Genomic DNA, 20,586 nt, shown 5'->3' with positions numbered 1-20,586 from the left:
CGTTGACCAGGGCGGCGACGGCGCGGTCGGTGGACTCCTCCGGCCAAGGGCCAGGACCAGGGTGGTCGGGGTCAGGTCGGTGACCGGCACGGCGACCACGCCCGTGCCGAGACGGCCCGGCGCGCTCGCGCCCACCACGACTATGAGCCGGCGCAGGGCGACGAGTTCCACGATCTCGTCCAGACCGACCGGTGGGCAGGACGCCGCGTACGTGGCGCCCCGTAGTTGCCCCGTGCCGATGTCGTTGAGGTCGGCCAGGGGACGCCCGGCGGGGAGCAGGTCCGCAGGAGTGACGAGCCCCGGCGCTGTTCGACGTCACCGGACGTGACCCATAGTATGCCCGTGAACATCGACCGGAACGAGAACCGGCGCTATTGCGTGTTGGGCCCGGTGGCGGTTTACGAGGGCGGCGCACCGCTGCCGTTGGGCGGCCCCAAGCCGCGCACCATTCTGGCCGCGCTGCTGCTGCGGGCGGGCAGGGTGGTCCCACAAGAGCGGCTGTTCGATCTCACCTGGGGCGAGATGTGGCCAGCCACGGTCCTCGGTCAGCTCCAGACGTACGTCTCAAGTCTGCGCCGCTGGCTCGGCGCCGAGACGATCGTCCGCCGTCCACCCGGTTATCTGATCGCCATCGCGCCCGGCGAGTTGGACCTGCACGAGTTCGAGGCGGCGGTGGCCCGTGCGCAGCGGGAGACCGACGCGGCCGTCCGGGCCGACCTGCTGCGGCGGGCCCTGGAGGACTGGCCCGGCCCGGAGCTGTCCGGCACCACCGCGTGGCTGCGCGAGGCCCACGGGCCTGCCCTGCGGGACCGCCACCTCGCCGTGATGGAGGCGCGGTACGACGCCGAGCTCGCCGCCGGCCGGCACGCTGAGGTGATCGCGTCGCTGCGGCAGGCCGTGCAGACTGATCCGTTGCGGGAACGGCTGCACGCCCAGTTGATGCTCGCCCTGCATGCCTGTGGTCAGACCGCCGAGGCCCTCGACGTCTACTCGGCCGTCCGGGTCCGGCTCTCCGACGACCTCGGCGTGAATCCGGGTGAACTGCTGCGCCGCGCGTACCGGCTGGTGCTCGGCGCCGACGGGCCGAGGCGCATCGAGTCGACGGTCAGTGTGCCCCGCCAGCTTCCCGCCCCACTGTCCGGGTTCATCGGCCGTAACCGACAGCTCGCTGACCTGGACGCGGCGGTGCGGCCCGGCTCCGGGGCACGGATCGTCGCGATCACCGGCACCGCCGGCGTCGGAAAGACGGCGCTGGCGGTGCGGTGGGCACACTCGGTGCGAGCCCGGTTCCCGGACGGGCAGTTGCATCTCGACCTGCGCGGTTTCGACCCCACCGGCCCGGCGGCGACCCCGGCCGAGGCGGTCCGCAGCCTGCTTGACGCGATGCAGGTGCCGGCCGACCGGATCCCGACCGGCCTGGACGCCCAGATCGGCCTCTACCGCAGCCTGCTGGCCGACCGGCGGGTGCTGCTGGTACTGGACAACGCCCGCGACGCCGACCAGGTGCATCCGCTGCTGCCCGGCAGCGCCTCCTGCTTCACCGTGCTGACCAGCCGAGCCGACCTCGTCAGCATCGTCGCGACGGAAGGAGGGGTGCCGGTACCGCTCGATCTGCTCACCACCGGCGAGGCCCGGCAGCTGCTGGCGCGACGCATCGGCGCGGACCGGGTGCAGCGGGAACAGTCGGCGGCGGACGAGATCGTTGCCGCCTCGGCCCGGCTACCGCTCGCCCTGGCGGTCGTCGCGGCGCGGGCCGCCGCTCGGCCGTCGTTCCCGCTGGCCGCTCTCGCCGCCGAGCTGCGTGACCACGACCGGCTCGATTCCTTCGACGGGGGCGCGCCACGCAGCGACATACGGGCAGTGCTCGCGGCCTCCTACCGCACCCTCGACGCCGCCGCCGCCGCGATGTTCCGGCTGCTCGGCCTGCACCCGGGGCCGACGATCTCGCTGCCCGCCGCGGCGAGCCTGGCCGGTGCGGACATCGAGACGGTCCGCCGGGCACTGGTCGCGCTCACCCGCGCCCACCTGGCCGACGAGCCGTCCCCGGGCCGCTACGGCATGCACGACCTGCTGCGCGGGTACGCCGCCGAGCTGGCCCGGCGCCACGACGACGGGACGTGGCGGCGGGCGGCCACCCACCGGCTGCTCGACCACTACCTGCACACGGCGCTGGCGGCCGACAGGAGGCTGAACCCCCACCGGGACGCGATCACGCCCGCGTCTGCGTGCGACGGGGCGCGACCCGAGCCGATCGGTGACGCCCACCGGGCGATGGAGTGGTTCACCGTCGAGCATCCGGTGCTGGTCGCGCTGGTCCTGTCCACGTCGGCCGGCTACGACGCGCACCGCTGGCAGCTGGCCTGGACACTGGTCACCTACTTCGACCGGCAGGGACACTGGGACGACTACGTTGCGGTCCACCGTGCAGCGGTCGGTGCGGCGGAGCGTGATGCGGGGGCGCTGGCGAGCGCGCACGCTCACCGCAACCTGGGTCGCGCGTACAGCCGCTTGCAGATGCTGTCCGACGCGGACACCCACCTGCGGCAGGCGCTGGAGCTGTACGGCCAGGCGGGCGAGGAGGCCGGCGCGGCACACGTGCACGGCAACCTGTCCTGGGTGCTGGAGCGAGACGGTCGCCATGTCGAGGCGTTGCACCACGCGCGGCGGGCGATGGTGCTGTACGAGCGGATCGGCGACACGGCGATGACCGCCAACGCCCGCAACACGGTGGGCTGGCAGCACGCCCAGCTCGGCGAGCTGGACGAGGCGTTCGGACACTGCCGGGCGGCGCTGACTCTGCTGCGGGAGACCGGGGACCGGTTCGGTGAGGCGGTCACCTGGGACAGTCTCGGGTACATCCACCAGCGGCGGGGCGAGGCGATGGAGGCGGTGGCGTGTTATCGGCGGGCGCTGGAGCTGTTCCGGGAGGTGCGGGACCTCAGCAACGAGGGGCAGACCTTGAGCAAGCTTGCCGTCGCCTACGAGGTGGCGGGCAACCAGGCGGCGGCACGCGAATCGCGGCAGGAGGCGCTGCGGATCCTCGACGCGTTGGGACACCCGGACGCGGAGAAGCTACCCCCCTCGGCTGTGCCGACCGCAGGCGGGTGAGGCCTCCGGAGGGGTGGTCGTAGGGGAGCCTGTCGGGCGGGCACTCGAGCGGGCTTGCCGGGTCGATGGCGTCGCGATAGCCATCCCCATCATGCTGCGGTCACCTGACGTCGAGGGGGAGTCCTGATGCCCGCCCGCAGCACATCGATGCCGGCCGTCCCGGTCCGAAGCGCTCGCCCGCCCCGCCGGGTGCGGGCCGCCGTGCTTGCCTCCCTGATCAGCGCGGCCGTAACGGCGGCCCTGGTCCAGCCCGTGCCGGAGGTCGCGGCCGCCGCACCGCCGAGCCCGTCGGCGCTGGGCGAGGCCGCCGCCCGCGCGGCGGCGGTGTCCTCCGGACAGCCGGTGGAAGCCACCGCGCTGCGGACCGAGCGGCAGCAGGTGTTCGCGAACCCGGACGGGACGTTCACCCTGAAGCAGTCTGTGCAGCCGGTGCGGGTGCGGCGCGGCGCGGATTGGGTGCCGGTCGACACCACGCTGCGGGTCGCCTCGGACGGCACGGTGGCGCCTGTGGCGAGCGTGCTGGACATGGCGTTCTCCGGCGGTGGGGACGCGCCGCTGGTGCGGATGCGGCGCGACCGGTCCGAGCTGGCGCTGCGCTGGCCAGGCCGGCTGCCCGCCCCGGTGCTGTCGGGCGCCATGGCCACGTATCCAGAGGTGCTGCCCGGCGTGGATCTCACGGTGCGCGCCGACCCGGAGGGTTTCTCCCAGGTGCTGGTGGTCAAATCGGCGCGGGCGGCGGCGAACCCCGCGCTCACCCGGCTGCGGCTGGCAACGAGCGCCCAAGGCGTGACGGTACGGGCGGCGAACGACGGCAGCCTGGCTGCGGTGGACTCGATAGGTGAGCCGGTGTTCGAGGCACCCGCGCCGTACATGTGGGACTCCAGCGGCAGCGGCTCCCGCATGGTGCCGGGCGGGCGGGTCCGTACGGTGCGGGTGGGGATCGCCGCCGACGAGTTGGCCCTGGTGCCGGACCGCGAACTGCTCACCGGGGCGACCACCCGCTACCCGGTATACATCGACCCTTCCTGGTCGGGCTCGCGTACGGCGTGGACGCAGGTGTGGAGCAACCTGCCGACCACGTCGTTCTACAACGGTGCCAACGACGCCGAGAAGGAGGCGCGGGTCGGCTACGACTCGTACGACGGCAAGAAAACCCGCTCGTTCTTCCGCTTCGACGTCAGTGGTGTGAAGGGCAAGCACATCATCTCGGCGACCCTGCAGACGTACGAGGTGTGGGCGTACTCGTGCACAGCCCGGGAGGTGCAGGTCTGGGAGACCGGCGGCATCTCGTCGTCGACGACGTGGAACAGCCAGCCGAGCTGGATCAGCAAGCTGGCGGCGAAGAGCTTCGCGAAGGGCTGGTCGTCGAGCTGCCCGGCCGGTGGCGCGGAGTTCAGCGTGACCGCGCACGTGGCGAAGGCGGCGAAGAACGGCTGGGACGCCATCACCCAGGGCCTGCGCGCGTCGAGCACGGCGGAGTCGAACCGGGATCCCTATTCGTGGAAGCGGGTCCGGAACAACCCGTCGATCACCATCACCTACAACACGGTGCCGAAGCTGCCCACGAACCTGACCACCGACGGATCGGCGACGTGCACGACCGGCTCCGGCCGGCTGGTGATCGGCACCGGCACCCCGACGCTGCGGGCCACGGTGAGCGACGCCGACAACGCGGTGAAGGCGCACTTCCAGTGGTGGCGGGTCGACGGGACGGCTCCGGTCGGGGAGTGGACGTCGGCGTCGGTGGCCGGCAAGACCCCGACCGTGGTGGCGAAGCAGATCCCGTCCGGCGCGTTCGGCAACGGCGTGACCGCCAAGTGGCGGGTACGCGCCGAGGACGGCACGGACAACAGCGCGTGGAGTTCGTGGTGCGAGTTCCAGGTCGACACGAGCCGCCCGCCGATCCCGACGGTGACCTCGACCGCGTTCCCGGACAATGCCGAGGGTGACTCGGTGATGGGCAGCAGTTCGTCGGTGACGTTCGCGGCGAACGGTGGCACCGACACCACCTCGTACGAGTACGTGCTCAACGGCGACTCCACGGCGCTGAGCAAGAAGGCCACCCCGTCGACCGCGGGCGGGTCGGTGACCGTGACCGTCGCCCCGGACCGCTTCGTCAACTGGCTGCACGTGCGGTCGGTCGACAAGGCGGCGAACCGGTCCGAGGTCGCGACCGTGGTGTTCTACGCAGCCGCGCCACCCGGCCCGGTCGGCGACTGGTCCCTGGACGAGTCCGGTGACGGCACGGTCGCCGTGGACGGATCCGGCAACGGGCGCGACGCCACCCTGTACGGCGGTGCCACCTGGGGTGACGGCGTGTCCGGCGGTGCGCTGCACCTCGACGGCACGAACGACTACGCCGCGACCAGCGGCGTCGTGCTCGACACGTCGAAGTCGTTCTCGGTGTCGGCGTGGACGCGTCTCACCACCTCGTCGGGCAACCGGGGCGTGCTCAGCCAGGACGGCACCCACCGCAGTTCCTTCTACCTTCAGTACCTGGCCAGCAGCGACAAGTTCCGGTGGTCGTTCCCGGTCGCCGACAGCGTCGAACGGCCGGCCTACGTGACCGTCGACTCCCTGTCGACTGTGACGCAGGGCGAGTGGGTGCACCTGGCCGGCGTCTACGACAAGTCGGCGGGCCAGATCCGGCTCTACGTCAATGGCGTCCTACAGGGCTCGGCGAGCTACAGCGCGGCCTGGACCGGGACGGGTCCGCTCACCATCGGCCGGGCGCTCACCAACGACACCCTCGTCGACTTCTGGTCCGGCGACATCGACGACGTCCGCGTCTACGACCGGGTGCTGCTCGCCGGTGAACTGCAGCAGGTGCCGAGGCTGGCCGGGCACTGGAAACTCAACGAAACCTCCGGGACCACCGCCGCCGACTCCGCCGGTACGCGGCCGGCCACCTGGTCCTCCAGTGGCGTGACCCGCGTCGCCGGGGTCGAGGGCAACGCGGTCGCGGTCAACGGCACCACCGGCGTGCTCACCACCAGCGGCCCGTCGATCCGCACCGACGGCAGCTACACCGTCACCGCGTGGGTGCGTCCCGACTCACTGAGCAAGAACGGCATCGCGGTCAGCCAGCTCGGCAGCAAGGTCGGCGGATTCAACCTCGGCTGGTCGTGGAGCGACGACTACTACACGTACCTCTGGTCGGTGCGCAGCTCTGACCAGGACGCGACCGGGTCACCGCTGCGCGAGGCGGTGGACCTGTTCGACGTACCCACCACCGGGGCGTGGACCCACCTCGCCGCGGTGTACGACGCCCGCGCCCACCGGCTTCGCCTCTACGTCAACGGGCAGGCCGTGGACGAGACCTACCATGCCAGCGCCTGGAACGCGGGCGGTGCCCTGGTCCTGGGGCGCGGGCAGGTCTCGGACGTCACGTTCTCGCAGTGGCTGACCGGCGGGATCGACGACGTGCGGGCGTACTCCGGAGTGCTCAGCGACCAGGAGATCTTCGATGCCTACAACGCCATCGCCAACCCGTAGTCAGCCATTGAGCATCCGGAGACGAACCGTGCGGAGACAAGGGATCATGGGGCGTCGGACCGCTGCCGGAGCAGTGGCGCTCGCGGTGCTGGCCGCCGGTCTGGTGGCCACGCCGGCGCCCGCGGCGGCTGCCCCGGCATGGCAACGGCCCGAAGTGCCGTCAGAGCGTTCGGTGCCGGGCCGGGACTTCGTGCCAAGCGCAAAGCCGTCCGCTCGGGCGGCAGCCGCCGTGCAGCGTCGGCCCGTGTCCGTCAGATGGCCGGCCGGCGGCACGGTGGAGGTGACCGTGCCGGCGGCCGGTTCGGCGCGGGTCCGGGCCGGCGCCCTGCCGGTCTGGGTCGGGCGAAGCGGCGGCGGGTCGGCGGCGGTCAGGGCGGCGGCGCCGCAGGCGGCCCGGGTGCGGGTGCTGGACCGTGCGGCTGCCGACCGCGCCGGCGTGTCGGGCCTGCTGGTGACGGTTTCACCCGGTGTGATCGACAAAACCGTGGCGACCACCGCCGTCCCGGCCAGGAGCCGGCTGTCCGTGCAGCTGGACTACTCCTCGTTCCGCCACGCCTACGGCGGGGATTGGGCATCCCGGCTGCGGCTGGTGCAGCTGCCCGCCTGTGCCGTGTCGACGCCGGAGCGGGCGGAGTGCCGCTCGGGTACCGCGCTGCCCACCAGCAACGCGGTCAAGGAGGGACGCCTCACCGCCGACGTCACGATGGCGGCGGGGGAGATGACCGTGCTGGCGGCAGCGGCGGCGCCGGCGGGCAGCGCGGGCGACTACCAGGCCACGAAGCTGTCGCCGTCCTCCTCGTGGGAGGCCGGCGGACCGTCCGGGGACTTCACCTGGACGTATCCCATGGACGGGGTGCCCGGCCTCGGCGGCCCGGAGCCGGACCTCGAACTCGGCTACTCGTCCGGCGGCGTGGACGGGCGCACCGCGTCGACCAACAACCAGTCCTCCTGGGTCGGCGAGGGATGGGATCTGAGCGAGGGCTTCGTCGAGCGGCGCTACAAGTCCTGCTCCGACGACGTGACGTCCACGCCGAAGCCCTACGACCTGTGCTGGGAGACCGACAACGCCTTCCTGTCGATGAACGGGCAGACGGTGGAGTTGGTCAAGGACGCCACCACGGGGGCCTGGCACCTGCGCAACGATGACGGATCCAGGGTCGAGCGGCTGACCGGCGCGACAAACGGCGACAACGACGGCGAGCACTGGAAGATCACCACCCGCGACGGCACCCAGTACTTCTACGGGCTCAACCGGCTGCCGGGCTGGGCCAGTGGCAAGGAGGTGACGAACTCCGCGTGGACGGTGCCCGTGTTCGGCAACGACGCCGGCGAGCCGTGCCACGCGAACACCTTCGCCACGTCGTACTGCAACCAGGCGTGGCGGTGGAGCCTCGACTACGTCGTCGACCCCAACGGCAACGCGATGTCGTACTTCTACACCACCGAGACCAACTACTACGGCCGGAACCGGACCGCCACCGCCGGCACCGCCTACCACCGGGCCGGCTACCTGAGCCGGATCGACTACGGGCAGCGTGCGGACACCATGTACTCGGCGCCCGCGCCGATGCGGGTGCTGTTCGGCGTGGCGGAGCGGTGCGCGGCCGGAGCAACCTGCGGCACCGGGACGATCACGAAGGACACCGCCAGGAACTGGCCGGATGTGCCGTACGACCAGAACTGTGCCGCCGGGGCGACCTGCACCGACCTGTACGCGCCGACGTTCTGGACCCGTAAGCGGCTGGCGAGCGTGACCACGCAGGTGTGGGTTTCCGGCACCACTTACCGGGACGTCGACGTCTGGGCCCTCGGCTACCAGTTCCGGGAGCCCGGGGACGGCACCTCACCGGCACTGTGGCTGGCGTCGATCACCCGGACCGGGAAGGTGGGTGGCAGCCTGACGCTGCCGGCGGTGACCTTCGAGGGTGTCCAGTTGGAGAACCGGGTCGATGCCATGGAGGGCATCCCGCCGATGTACAAGTGGCGGCTGACCGACGTCTACGACGAGTCCGGCGGCCACGTCCGCGTGAACTACTCCGGCAAGGACTGCACCCGGGCCGCCACACCGGTCCCGGATTCGAACACCAGGCGGTGTTTCCCGCAGTACTGGACCCCGGAGGGCGCCACCGCGCCAACCCTCGACTGGTTCCACAAGTACGTGGCCGTGCAGGTGCTGGAAGACGACGTTTCGGGTGTGGCGGGCATCGAGCAGACCGACTACGAGTACGTCGGCGGCGGCGCCTGGCACTACGACGACAACGAGCTGACCCCGACGAAGTACCGCACCTGGAGCCAGTGGCGCGGATTCGCCAAGGTGCGCACCACGAAGGGCGCTGTCGGCGGGGTGCGCTCGCAGTCCGAGCAGCTGTTCATGCGCGGCATGGACGGTGACAAGACGGCCGGCGGCACCCGCAGCGTCACGGTGACCGACTCCGAGGGCACCGCGATCACGGACCATCCCGCCCTGGCCGGCTTCGGCCGTGAGTACATCTCCTACAACGGCGTCGGCGGCAGCGCGCTCGACGGGGAGATCAACGACCCATGGATCTCCGCGGCGACGGCGACCCGCGGCGCCACCAAGGCGTACCTGATCGGCGTGGCGAAGGCACGCAGCCGGGTGGCGCTGTCCTCGGGCGGCTGGCGGCGTACCGAGGTGCAGACGACCTACGACTCGTACGGGCTGCCGTCCCAGGTCAACGACCTCGGTGACACATCGATCGGAAACGACGACGAGTGCAACCGGACGACCTATGCCCGCAACACGGTCCGGTGGATGGTCGACTACAAGGTGCGCGAGGAGCGGGTCTCCGTGTCGTGCGGCGCGGCAGCGTCGTACCCGGCCGACCTGATCTCCGACGTGCGCACCTTCTACGACGGGTCGACCACGTTCGGCACCGCACCCACCAGGGGCGACGTCACCCTGACCCAGGAGGTGGCGTCGTACTCGGGCGGCACCCCGACGTACGTGCAGTCGACCCGGGCCGAGTTCGACAGCTACGGCCGCGCCGTGGCCAGCTACGACGCGCTGAACCAGAAGACCGCCACCGCGTTCACTCCGGCGACCGGCGGGCCGGTCACCAGCAGCACCGTGACCAATCCGATGGGGCACGCGGTCACCAAGACGCTGGACCCGGCGTGGGGGCGGGAGACGGCGGTCGTCGACGCGAACACCCGACGTACCGACATCACCTACGACCCGCTCGGCCGGGTCACCGCGGTCTGGCTGCCGGACCGCTCGAAGGCGGGCAGCGAGACGCCGAACGCGAAGTTCTCCTACCTCGTGCGCAAGGACGCGCCGAACGTGGTGACGACCCAGAACATCCGCGACGACGCGACGTACGACGCGCAGTACGACTTCTTCGACGGCCGGCTGCGCCCGCGCCAGACCCAGAAGCCCGCGCCCGGTGGCGGCCGGGTGGTGACCGACACCTTCTACGACTCCCGCGGCCTGACCGTGAAGCAGAACGAGGCCTACTGGAACGATCAGCCGGCGGGGACCACGCTGCTGACCGTCACCGACAACACCGTCCCGTCGCAGACCCGCACGGTGTTCGACGGCGACGAGCGGGAGACCGCCCGGATCACGCTGTCGTTCGGCACGGAGAAGTGGCGTACCACCACCAGCTACGGCGGCGACCGGGTCACCGTGGATCCGCCGGCCGGCGACACCCCGACGACCACGATCACCAACGCCGACGGGCAGACCGTGGAGCTACGGCAGTACACGGGGGATTCGCCGAGCGGGGCCTACGACGCCACGACGTACACCTACACGCCCGGCGGTGACGTGGCGACCGTCACCGACCCGAGCGGCAACGTCTGGCGGAATCACTACGACCTGCGCGGTCGCAAGGTCACGGAGGAGGACCCGGACAAGGGCAGCACGACCTACACCTACGACAACGCCGACCAGGTGAGCACCACCACCGACGGGCGCGGTGTCACGCTCGCCTACAGCTACGACGCGTTGGGCCGCAAGACCGGCGTGTACGACGGCTCGACGGCAGGTCCGAAGCGGATCGGCTGGACGTACGACACGCTGGCCAACGGGGTCGTGGTGAAGGGGCAGCTGGCCACCACCACCCGGTACGTGGGCGGCACCGCCTACCGGATGTCCGTGGACGGCTACGACGTGCGCTACCGGTCGCTGGGCACCACGCTCACGGTTCCGTCCGCCGAGGGCGCGCTGGCCGGCACGTACCGGATCAGCACCGGTTACACCGACACCGGTCTGCCGCTGCTGACCACGTATCCGGCGGTCGGCGGCCTGGGCGCGGAGACGCTGCGGTACACCTACGACGCCGACGGCCGGCTGAAGACCGCGCAGACCAACCTGGGGAGGCTGCTCAGCGACGCGCGCTACACCCCGTACGACGAGCCGGCACAGTACACCCTGGAGGCCGTGACCGGTAAGCAGCTGGTCCAGACCTTCAGCTACGACGAAGCCACCCGACGGATGACCCGGGCCCTCGTGGACCGGAACGTCTCGCCGATGCACCTGGCGGATGTCAACTACACGTACGACGCCTCGGGCAACGTCACCCGCATCGCCGACGAGCCGGCCGGCGGCACGGCGGACACGCAGTGTTTCCGGTACGACTACCTGCAGCGCCTCACGAGCGCCTGGACGGCGACGGACGGTTGCGCCGCCGCGCCGAGCCCGTCGGTGATCGGTGGGCCGGCACCGTACTGGCAGGACTGGACGTACGACAAGGTCGGCAACCGGCTCACCGAGACGAACCACAACACCGTCACGGGCACCGGTACCACCAGCACATCGGCCTACCCGGACGCCGGGCACGGTCCGCACACCCTCGCGACGGTGACCATCGGCGGCACCATCAACAGCTACGACTACGACGCGCTGGGCAACACCACCCGCCGTACCGTCGCCGGCTCGACCCAGGAGCTGAGCTGGGACGCCGAGGCCCACCTGGCCACGGTGACCGAGGGCGGCAAGGTCACCGAGTACCTCTACGACGGCGACGGCAACCGCCTGATCCGCCGCGACCCGGACGCCGTCACCCTCTACCTCGGCAACAGCGAGGTGAAGCTGACGAAGTCCACTGGCGCGACATCGGCCACCCGCTACTACCAGCTCGGTAGCGTCACGGCCGTCCGGACCTCCGCGAAGGGGCTGTCCTTCGAGGCCGCCGACCGGGTCGGCACCGCCCAGCTCTCGGTGGACGCCGACGACCTCGCCGTGACCCAGCGCCGGTTCCTGCCGTTCGGGGAGCAGCGCAGCGTGCCGGTGAGCTGGCCGACCGAGAAGGGGTACGTCGGCGGCACGGTCGACGCGTCCACCGGGCTCACCCATCTCGGCGCGCGCGAGTACGACCCGGACACCGGGCGGTTCATCTCGGTCGACCCGCTGATCGACTACAACGATCCCCAGCAGATGAACGGGTACGCGTACGCCAACAACACGCCGGTCACCATGAGCGACCCGGACGGCCGGTGGCGAGTCCTCCCCGGCGGCCACTACTGCGACGGCTGCGGCGGCTACAACAACGAGGACCAGCCGAAGAAAAAGAAGAAGTCGGGCGGCAGCAGGAAAAAGAAGTCCTCCGGCGGAGGCGGGACCGCGAAGCACTACTGCGACGGCTGCGACTATTCCAAGCGGGCCTCGTCCTCGCCGGCCACGCGCCACTACTGCGACGGCTGCGACTACATGCGCAGGGCGGCCGAGGCGCGGCGGCTGGCCCGAGAGTACGCGGCCAAGAAGGCCAAGGCCGCGGCCGAACGCAAGGCTCGTGAGGCGGCGCGGGCGGCGAAGCAGAAGAAGTGGAACGACTGTGTCGCCGTGTACGGTCCCGCCCGCAACTCGAAATGCGGACCCAACCCGGCCAACGCCGGCAAGAAGTCCTCGGGGGGCCTGATCTCCTACCTCGCCCCCCGCGTGTTCGCCGAGTGGCAGGCATGTCTGGTCCACCACTGCGCCAAGGCGAAGGTCCAGAACGGCAAGACCAAGGTCGGCTACGGGTACCAGACCTCGTCCTCCATGCCGTCGGTCGACACCCTGCTCAACGGTCTGTTCCCCCGCCTCGGATATTCGCACAAGCACGGAGAGCGCCGGGAGAAGCAGAGCATGACGATCTCGGTCGGCCGGTATTCCGTGGGCTGGGGCATCGGCAAGAACGGCACGCTGAACTTCGACGACTGGGAGGTGAAGGTCAGCACGAACCCGAGGGGCGGCTGGCTCGGGACGGGAGGAATCAACATCTCCGGAACCCGATCACTGTTCTCCCTCGGATAGCCGGGCCCGACCTGGACGGTGGATGGCCTCGGCGTGAACGGCCGAGGCCATCCACCTGCCATTTCGGTTCGTGACCTTCCCGCGATGTCATCGACCGGAGATGATCTCCTACGCGACACGGCCGACGGTCGTGGCGGAGCGGAACGGTCGGGTTCGATGACGTTGACGCACAGCGAGGCATCCGGTGGTCCGCAGCCGAGGCCTCCGATGCTCGATGCGACCGGGACGCGCGGCCTGGCCGGTACCCCGCCGGAACACCCGATTCGCCATGGCCGTGAACCCAGCAGCGACCCGGACCGGCCGGGGCCCCGATTCGGTCTTCTCGGCCCGCTGCTCGTGCACGGTGGGGCGGGCCCGGTTGCCATGCCGGGAGCCCGACAACGGGTCGCCCTCGCCACCCTGCTGCTACGCGCCAACCAGGTGGTACCCGTCGACGACCTCATCGACAACCTCTGGCCGGACCAGCCACCCACCACCGCCCGGGACCAGGTGGTCAACGTGGTCTCCGGGCTACGCCGCCGGCTCGGCACGGCGGCCGGCCCCGCCGGACGCGAGTCACTGGTCACCCGGCCCACCGGCTACCTGCTGCGCGTCGACGCGGATGAGCTGGACGTCGAACGGTGCGAGGCACTCATCCGCGACGCCGACGCGCACGCGGCGGCGGGACGCCTGCCGCAGGCCGTGGCGGCGCTGCGTACGGCCCTGGCGCTGTACCGTGGCCCGGCGCTGGCCGATGTGCCCGGCCGGTTCGCCGTCGCCGAGGCGCGCCGGCTGGAGGAGCTGCGGCTCGCCGCGGTGGAGAAGCTCATGGAGGCCGAGTTCGCGCTCGGCCGGCATCGCGACGTCGTGCCGGGACTCGCCCGGCTGGTGGGGGAGCACCCGCTGCGGGAGCGGCTGCGCGGGCAGCTCATGGTGGCCCTGCACGCGGTCGGACGCACGGGCGACGCCCTGGAGATCTACCGGGCCGGCCACCGCCTGATGGTGCAGGAGCTGGGGCTGGACCCGAGCGCCGAGCTGCGCGTGCTCGAACGGGCCATCCGTGCCGATGCGTCCGCTCCCGCCCAGACCGGCCCGGCGCCAGGCGAGCCCGCTCGGCCGGGCGGTGCCCCGTCCCAGCTTCCGCCGGACGTCGCCGACTTCACCGGCCGCGCCGGCGAGGTCGCCGCGATCCGCCAGTGGCTCGACCCGAGCAGCTCCCCAGGCACCGGTACCGCCCTTCCCATCGTCGTGGTCACCGGGCCCGCCGGCGTTGGCAAGAGCACATCCGCCACCCACGTGGGGCATCTCGTCCGTGCTGACTTCCCTGATGGACAGCTCTACGTCGCCCCCGGCCGCGGGGACACCGCCGTCGTCTTGGCGCGGATGCTCGCGGCACTGGGCCTGTCGCCTGATGCGGCTCCCGGCGGCCTCGACGGCCAGCTGCGGCTGTACCGGTCGGTGACCGCGGCACGCCGCTGTCTGATTGTTTTCGACGACGTCGCCGCGGCGGCCGACGTCCGCCCGCTGCTTCCCGGCGGCTCGGGCTGCGCGGTGCTGATCACCAGCCGGCGCCGCCTGGCCGGGCTGGACGGCGTGCACCGGCTCCGGTTGGACGTCCTCTCCGACGTCGATTCACTGGCCCTGCTCAGCGCCACCGCCGGTCCCGAGCGGGTGGCCGCCGAGCCGGAGGCGGCCCGGCGGATCGTCGACCTGTGCGGGCGGCTGCCGCTGGCGTTGCGGGCCGCGGGCACGAAGGCGGCGTCGCCCGGTGACCTTCGGCTGGGCGCGCTCGCCGACCGGCTGGCCGACCCTCGGCTGCGCCTCGACGAACTGCGCGTCGGGTCGATCGACGTACGCGCCACGCTCGAGTCGGATCTGCGCGAGCTGCCGCCCGCGGTGGCGCGCGCCGCGCGGCAACTGGCCGCGCTCGCCCCGTCGCCCTTCTCCCTGCCTGCTGCCGTCGCGGCGCTGGGCGTGACCCGGGCACGCGGTGAGGATCTCACGGATCGACTCGTCGAGTGGGGGGTCCTGGAGTACGTCCCGCCGCAACCGTCGGTACCGCCCCGGTACCGGTTCCCCGAACTGGTCCGGTTGTGCCTGCGCGGGCATTCCGCGCCCGGCGGCGTTCGTCGCGAACGGGCGGGACGGTCGCGCGATCACGCCTCCGGCAGCTGACCTGCCCCCATGCCCCGGGTCGCCGGCTCGCGCAGGTACAGGCGGGTCAGCGCGGGTAGCCGGTACCGGGGCGGCCGGGCGCCGCGTCGGGCCGGCACGAGCACGTGGTGCCGTGCCAACAGGTCGAGCAGCTCCGCGGCGGCCCCGATCGACGTGCCGAGCACCTCCGCGGCCATGCGGGACGGGAAGTCGGCTCCTTCCAGTAGTGCGAGTCGCCGCGCGGCCAGCTCCACCCGTGGCGGCAGGCGACGTACTGCCGACGCCAGGCTCGCCCGTACGTCAAGGTCGTCGATCCGCAACTCATCAAGGCGGCGCTCCGGGGCGGCGAGTCGTCGCTCCAGCATCGTCAGCGACCAGCGCGGTCGCGTGGCCAGCCTGGCGCCGGCGATCCGCACGGCCAGCGGCAGACGCCCACAATGATCGACGACGCGCGCGGCCGCCCGAGGCTCGGCGGTCACCCGATCCGGTCCCACGACGAGGGCCAGCAGCGCCAGCGCGTCGTCAGCGGACATGACGTCAAGTGGTACGTGCCGCGCGCCGCCGAGGTCGGGTAGGTGACATCGGCTGGTGACCAGAACCGCGCAGCCTGGCCCGCTCGGAATGAACGGCCACACCTGGCTCGCATCGAACACATCGTCCAACACGACCAGTACCTGCCTTCGGGCCGTGACGGCGCGAAAGACGCGTACCCGCTCAGCGAACCCCTCAGGGATCGTGGAGGGCCGCACCCCGAAGGACGCGACAAGGCTCGCCAGGGTCTCCGACACGTCGCCCGGGCGCTCGCCGCTGCCGCGCAGGTCGACGTGCAACTGCCCGCCGGGGAAGCGACGACGAAGCAGGTGCCCGACATGCGTGGCGAGTACGCTCTTGCCCACCCCGGGCGGCCCGGTGATGGTGACAATCTGCACGGCGTCACCCGCGTTGCCGATCGCCTGCCGGATGCCGTCGATCTCCCGGCGACGCCTGCTGAAGTCGCACAGGTCGGCCGGGAGCTGCGCCGGACGAGCGAGGTAGGACGCCGGCGGCGACGCAGCCCGCGCCGACGTTCGGTCGGCGCTGGTTGCGCGCGACGACGCGTCGCTCACCTCGGCGATCGAGTGAACGACGGAGTCGGCCAGGACCGCCCGTTCGATCCGTTGCAGTTCCGCACCAGGCTCCAGGCCGAGTTCGGCGACCATCAACCGACGGCCGGCCCGGTACGTCTCCAACGCCTCGGCCCGGCGCCCCGTCGCGTTCAGTGCGATCATCAACTGGCCGCGCAGCCGCTCCCGCAGCGGGTGCACGGCGACCAACTGGCTCAGCCGCGGCACGAGTTGGTGATGCTGGCCCTGTGCGAGCTGCGCATCGATCAGCTTTTCCACGGCGCACAACCGAAGCTCCGTCAACCGCTGCGCTTCGATGACGGCCTGCCCGCTCGCTACTCCGGTCAGCGCCTGCCCCCGCCACAGCGACAACGCCGATTCCAGCAGCCGGATTGCCTCGGCGCGACGGTCGGCGGTCAATTCCCGATCCGCTTCCCGCAGCAGGGCCTCGAAACGGCGCGCGTCGAGTTGCGCGGGAGCGAGCTGCAACACGTAGCCCGGTCGCCGCGTGAGTAGAACCTCGGCCCCGTGCGGCACCCCCGCGTCGCGCAACAGCCGGCGCAGGCCGGAGACGACGATCGGCACCTGATCGCGGGCGGTCGGCGGGACGCGGTGCGGCCACAGCTGGTCGACAATCTCGTCCGTCGCGACCACCTTGTTCGCCCTCAACAGCAATGTAGCCAGGACGATGCGCTGCCGCGCCCCACGTGGCGTCACCGGGCTCGTCCGGCCCTGGATCTCCAAGGGGCCGAGGATGTGGAAGGTCGCCGGCCCTCCGCTGCGAACAGTGCCAGCGGGCGGCGACGCCGGCTCGGGTGCCGTCTTCGTCTCGATGGCCGACCACATCCCGTACCGGTGCTGGACAACCATCCGATGCGCGACGGGGTTGCCGATCTGTCGATCACGACCCGGTCACGGTAGGAACAGCCGCTCCAAAGAGCCTTCGATGCACACGCCGCGCCTGAGCCTTCGTGAACGGGCACCTACTTCCGGGTGACATCCGCATGTCGGGTCGGTTGCCCGCGTCGGCGCGGTGCGGGGATGCTCCGTCTCTCCCTTGCCGGCTCGCCGACCGGAATATGGATCATCACCCGGCGGGGAACCTCGGCTGGTGACCGGTGACCGCATCTCGCTCGTCTCCACCGACGGCCACCACCGCTCGATACGACCGGGCAAGGGGCGTACGGCATGCGCTTCGCCGTCGAGCGGGCCGGTGACAGCCCGTACGTGGTCCCGTCCGACGTTGCGGGCCTGGTCAAGGCCGGCTACCACGATCACGAACGGGACAGCTTGCCGCTGATCGTGCAGTACGGCACCGGCTCGTCCGCCCGCGTCACGGCCAGCGGCACCCTGTCCACCGCAGGTGCCCGGGTAGCTCGGGAGCTCCCGGCGGTGGGCGGTGCCGGTCACGGTCGATGGGCAACCGCGCCCCCGCGCAAGAGATCACGGAGCTGACCGTCGAGGTCTCGTACGATGATGGTCTGACCTGGTCGAAGGCACAGGTCAGGGCGTGTCCGGATGGCTGGACCGCCACCGTCCGGCATCCGGCCGGTGGCAGCTTCGTGTCGCTTCGGGCCACGGCGACCGATGCCGCCGGCAATTCGGTGACCCAGACGATCACCCACGCCTACCGGCTGAACACCAGGTAGGTGCGGCCAAACTCCGTTCGGTGATGTGCCCGGCCACGCCGCACGCGTGGCCGGGCACATCACCTGCCTACACCAGCGGCTGATGCGTACCCCCAAGGCCGGGTCGGGTGGGGTCGAGCCGTCGGCCACCTAGCCGTCGGGGAGCGCCGTCAGCCGGTCATGGTCCACCGTCGCGACGAACGTCGTCGCGGCCAGGGATCGCCGCGGCGTGCCGTCACCGACGTCACGCCGCCGCCACCCTGATCGCGTCGGGTCTGCCTCAGGCGCACACCGGAAAGTTGGCGCGGAACATGTCGTGCGGGTCGTGGCGGTGCTTGATGTCGCGGAGGCGGTTCACCACGTCGGGGGTGAAGGCGTCGGCGACGCTTTCGCTCGGGTTGAGAAACGTGAATGGTTTGCGGCCGCTGGAGGGTAGCGCGTCGGCGAGGGCGCGTTGTCTGGCGGTGACGGCTTCGGCGCGGGCGGGGTCGGTGGGCAGGCCGAACATGTACAGCGCGTAGGGCTCGGTGAGGGGGCCGTGCGGGCTGTCCGACGGGCGGGCGAGCGCGCCGCCCAGGTGCCGCAGCTGCGCGCTGAGCAGCGGCTCGATCGGATCGTCCAGCAACGTCCGGACCGCCCTGTCGTCGAGCACGGTCAGCAGTTCGGTGTGGGACAGGCCGGCGCTGGGCTCTGTCGGTTCGGCGGTGATGGCGCCGAGTTCGGCTACCGACATGGGTTGCCGGCTGTCGGACAGCGGCGAGGGCAGGCGGTCCAGCGGGCTGAGGAGCTCGCGGGCCTCGTCCGGGTCGCCGAGGTAGGTGGCGTCGACGGCGACCATCGGCTCGGCGCCGGGGAAGTGCAACAGGTCGAGCCAAACGGTCAGCTCGTCCGGTGCGGTGGCGGTGATCGTGCGGTACGCGTCCATCACCGCCGGGGCGTGCCAGGCGGGCCACAGGATCCTGCCTCCGTACAGGCTCGGTGCGGGGTGCAGGGCGAGTTCCAGGGCGGTGACGATGGCGAAGCTGCCGCCGCCGCCGCGCAACGCCCAGTACAGCTCCGGCTCGGTGTCGGCGGTGACGTGTCGTTCATGGCCTTCGGCATCGACAATGTCGAAGGCGGTAACGCTGTCGGCGACCCAGCCGTGTGCGCGGCCGAACCAGCTCAGTCCACCGCCGAGCGCGACGCCGGCGACGCTGACCACCGGTGAGCTGCCGGGCAGGCCGGTCAGGCCGTGGGGTGCGGCGGCCGCTTGGAGCAGGCCGGACGGTACGCCCGCGCCGACGCGGGCGCGCCGGGTTGCCGGGTCGACCTGGAGGGCGTCCAGGCGCCGGGTGCGCAGCAGGATCGTGCCGCCTGTGCGGCCGGTGGCGCCGTGTCCGTTGGGTTGAGTGGTGATGCTCAGCCCGGCGGTGCGGGCGTGGCGGACGAGCGCGACGACGTCGGCGCCGTCGGCGGCCTCGACCACGGCGTCGACCTGCTGCTCGATGGCGAGGTTCCAGGGCCGGCGGGCGGTGTCGAAGGTGGGCTCGCCGGGCAGCCACACCTGACCGCGGATGGAGGAGCGCAGAGCGTGCAGGGCGTTCATGGTGTTCCTTTTCTCGTGGGTTCAGGCGGCGACGCGCGCGACCGCGACGGCGGTCCGTGGTGGTGCGGCGGTTGGCGGGGTGCAGCCGAACGCGATCAGCGCGGTGACGCCGATGCCGGCTGCCGCAACGAAGACGGCCACGCAATGCCGACCGGTCCGACCAGTGGCACCTGGCACCAACGGCCAGGGCCTGGCCGTCGGTGACCTACATGGTTGCTCCCGCAGGTTGATCGGGTGTTCGGTACCTCAATCCTGCGGCCGGCCCGACCGACGAACAATGCCGACGTGTGCCACAATCGTGAAGCTGCGATTAACGATGCAGGGAGACGGGCATGCTGGAGCGGCACGAACTGGAGGCGTTTCTCGCCGTCGCCGAGGAACTGCACTTCGGCCGCGCCGCCGAACGGCTACGGGTCTCCACCGCGAGAGTCAGCCAGACCATTCGCAAGTTGGAACGACGGGTCGGCGTCGCCCTGTTCAACCGGACCAGCCGCCGGGTCGAGCTGTCCCGGGTCGGGCGCGCGCTCTACGAAGATCTCCGACCGGCCTGGAATCAGATCGCCGAGGCAGTCGGCCGAGCGGTCGAGGCCGGCCGAGGATTCACCGGAACCCTGCGGGTCTGCTTCACCGGCGCGGCCGGTGGTCAGTTGCTGGTCGGCATCACCGAAGTGTTCCGGCGGCGCCATCCCGAGTGCCAGGTCCAGATCCGCGAAGCGCAGCTGGGTGAGCTGATGCCCTGGCTGCGCGGCGGCGAGGTCGACCTGGCCCTGGCCACCTTGCCCGTGGACGAGCCCGGCATCGTCGCGGGTCCGGTCCTGGTGTCCGAGGCGCGGTTCCTGGCCGTGCCGGTCGGGCATCCCTTCGCCCGTCGCGACGCTGTCTCGGTCGAAGACCTGGCCGAGGTCGCCATGCTACAACTGCCCGACACGCTGCCGCGGTCTCTGCGCGCCGACCGCACACCGCACGCCACCCCGGCCGGGCGACCCATCAGGGCCGGGCTCTGCGCCGCGACGTTCCACGAGATCCTCACCCACGTCGGCGCCGGTCTCGGCGTCTTCCCTGTCGGCGCCAACGCCAAGCGCTACTACGCCCGCCCCGACGTCGCGTACGTGCACCTGCGCGACGCGCAACCCCTGCAGTGGGGCCTGCTCTGGCGCGCCGACGGCGCCACTGCCCGCGTCCGCGCCTTCGCGGACGCCGCCCACGCGCTCATGTTCGAAGACTGATGAGACGACATCACCGGCGGCAACCGGACCGTCTGCCGCGCCGAGGCGGCCA

General features: G+C 71.6%; 8 protein-coding genes. 6 read left to right on the top strand and 2 right to left on the bottom strand.

The features are described 5' to 3' along the window. The first annotated feature begins 342 nt into the window (after positions 1-342). From FHX32_RS19655 to FHX32_RS19640, 4 genes are all read left to right on the top strand, one after another. On the top strand, positions 343-3,108 hold the full coding sequence (locus tag FHX32_RS19655; RefSeq protein ID WP_208418885.1) for a BTAD domain-containing putative transcriptional regulator: 2,766 nt from the start codon (positions 343-345) through the stop codon (positions 3,106-3,108). A gap of 201 nt (positions 3,109-3,309) precedes the next feature. Continuing rightward, on the top strand, positions 3,310-6,603 hold the full coding sequence (locus FHX32_RS19650; protein ID WP_167184993.1) for a LamG-like jellyroll fold domain-containing protein: 3,294 nt from the start codon (positions 3,310-3,312) through the stop codon (positions 6,601-6,603). Positions 6,604-6,847: 244 nt separating this feature from the next. Further along, positions 6,848-12,859, top strand: a complete 6,012-nt coding sequence (locus FHX32_RS19645) for an RHS repeat-associated core domain-containing protein (RefSeq protein WP_167184990.1) — start codon at positions 6,848-6,850, stop codon at positions 12,857-12,859. Between the two features lie 363 nt (positions 12,860-13,222). Next, complete coding sequence (locus tag FHX32_RS19640; RefSeq protein ID WP_167184987.1) at positions 13,223-15,013, top strand: BTAD domain-containing putative transcriptional regulator; 1,791 nt, start codon at positions 13,223-13,225, stop codon at positions 15,011-15,013. On the opposite strand, the gene FHX32_RS19635 is transcribed toward FHX32_RS19640, so the two are convergent. Beyond that, positions 14,995-16,839 carry an AfsR/SARP family transcriptional regulator gene (locus tag FHX32_RS19635; RefSeq protein ID WP_167184985.1) on the bottom strand — a complete coding sequence of 615 codons (1,845 nt, stop codon included), beginning with the start codon at positions 16,837-16,839 and terminating at the stop codon, positions 14,995-14,997. The two genes, FHX32_RS19640 and FHX32_RS19635, sit on opposite strands and share 19 nt — an antisense overlap. A gap of 671 nt (positions 16,840-17,510) precedes the next feature. Between FHX32_RS19635 and FHX32_RS19630 the strand changes: the two genes are divergently transcribed. After that, positions 17,511-17,744 (top strand): molybdopterin-binding protein, encoded by a 234-nt coding sequence (locus tag FHX32_RS19630; RefSeq protein WP_167184982.1) that lies wholly within the window; start codon positions 17,511-17,513, stop codon positions 17,742-17,744. Positions 17,745-18,003: 259 nt separating this feature from the next. On the opposite strand, the gene FHX32_RS19625 is transcribed toward FHX32_RS19630, so the two are convergent. Continuing rightward, entirely contained in the window at positions 18,004-19,308 is a 1,305-nt protein-coding gene (locus FHX32_RS19625; RefSeq protein ID WP_167184979.1) for an FAD-binding oxidoreductase, read from the bottom strand. 332 nt (positions 19,309-19,640) lie between these two features. On the opposite strand from FHX32_RS19625, the gene FHX32_RS19620 reads away from it, so the two are divergent. Then, a complete protein-coding gene (locus FHX32_RS19620) occupies positions 19,641-20,534 on the top strand; it encodes a LysR family transcriptional regulator (protein ID WP_167184976.1) in 894 nt (297 codons plus the stop codon). Positions 20,535-20,586 lie beyond the last annotated feature (52 nt).

The sequence above is a fragment of the Micromonospora sp. CNZ280 genome (assembly GCF_011759515.1).
The sequence above is the reverse complement of the archived record's forward strand: the minus strand, read 5'-3'. Positions and strand labels throughout refer to the sequence as shown.

Bases quoted from the DNA above. Each gene is read 5' to 3' on its own strand.
- FHX32_RS19640 (WP_167184987.1), top strand. From the start codon at position 13,223: ATGCCGGGAGCCCGACAACGGGTCGCCCTCGCCACCCTGCTGCTACGC.
- FHX32_RS19630 (WP_167184982.1), top strand. From the start codon at position 17,511: ATGGGCAACCGCGCCCCCGCGCAAGAGATCACGGAGCTGACCGTCGAG.
- FHX32_RS19625 (WP_167184979.1), bottom strand. From the start codon at position 19,308: ATGAACGCCCTGCACGCTCTGCGCTCCTCCATCCGCGGTCAGGTGTGG.
- FHX32_RS19620 (WP_167184976.1), top strand. From the start codon at position 19,641: ATGCTGGAGCGGCACGAACTGGAGGCGTTTCTCGCCGTCGCCGAGGAA.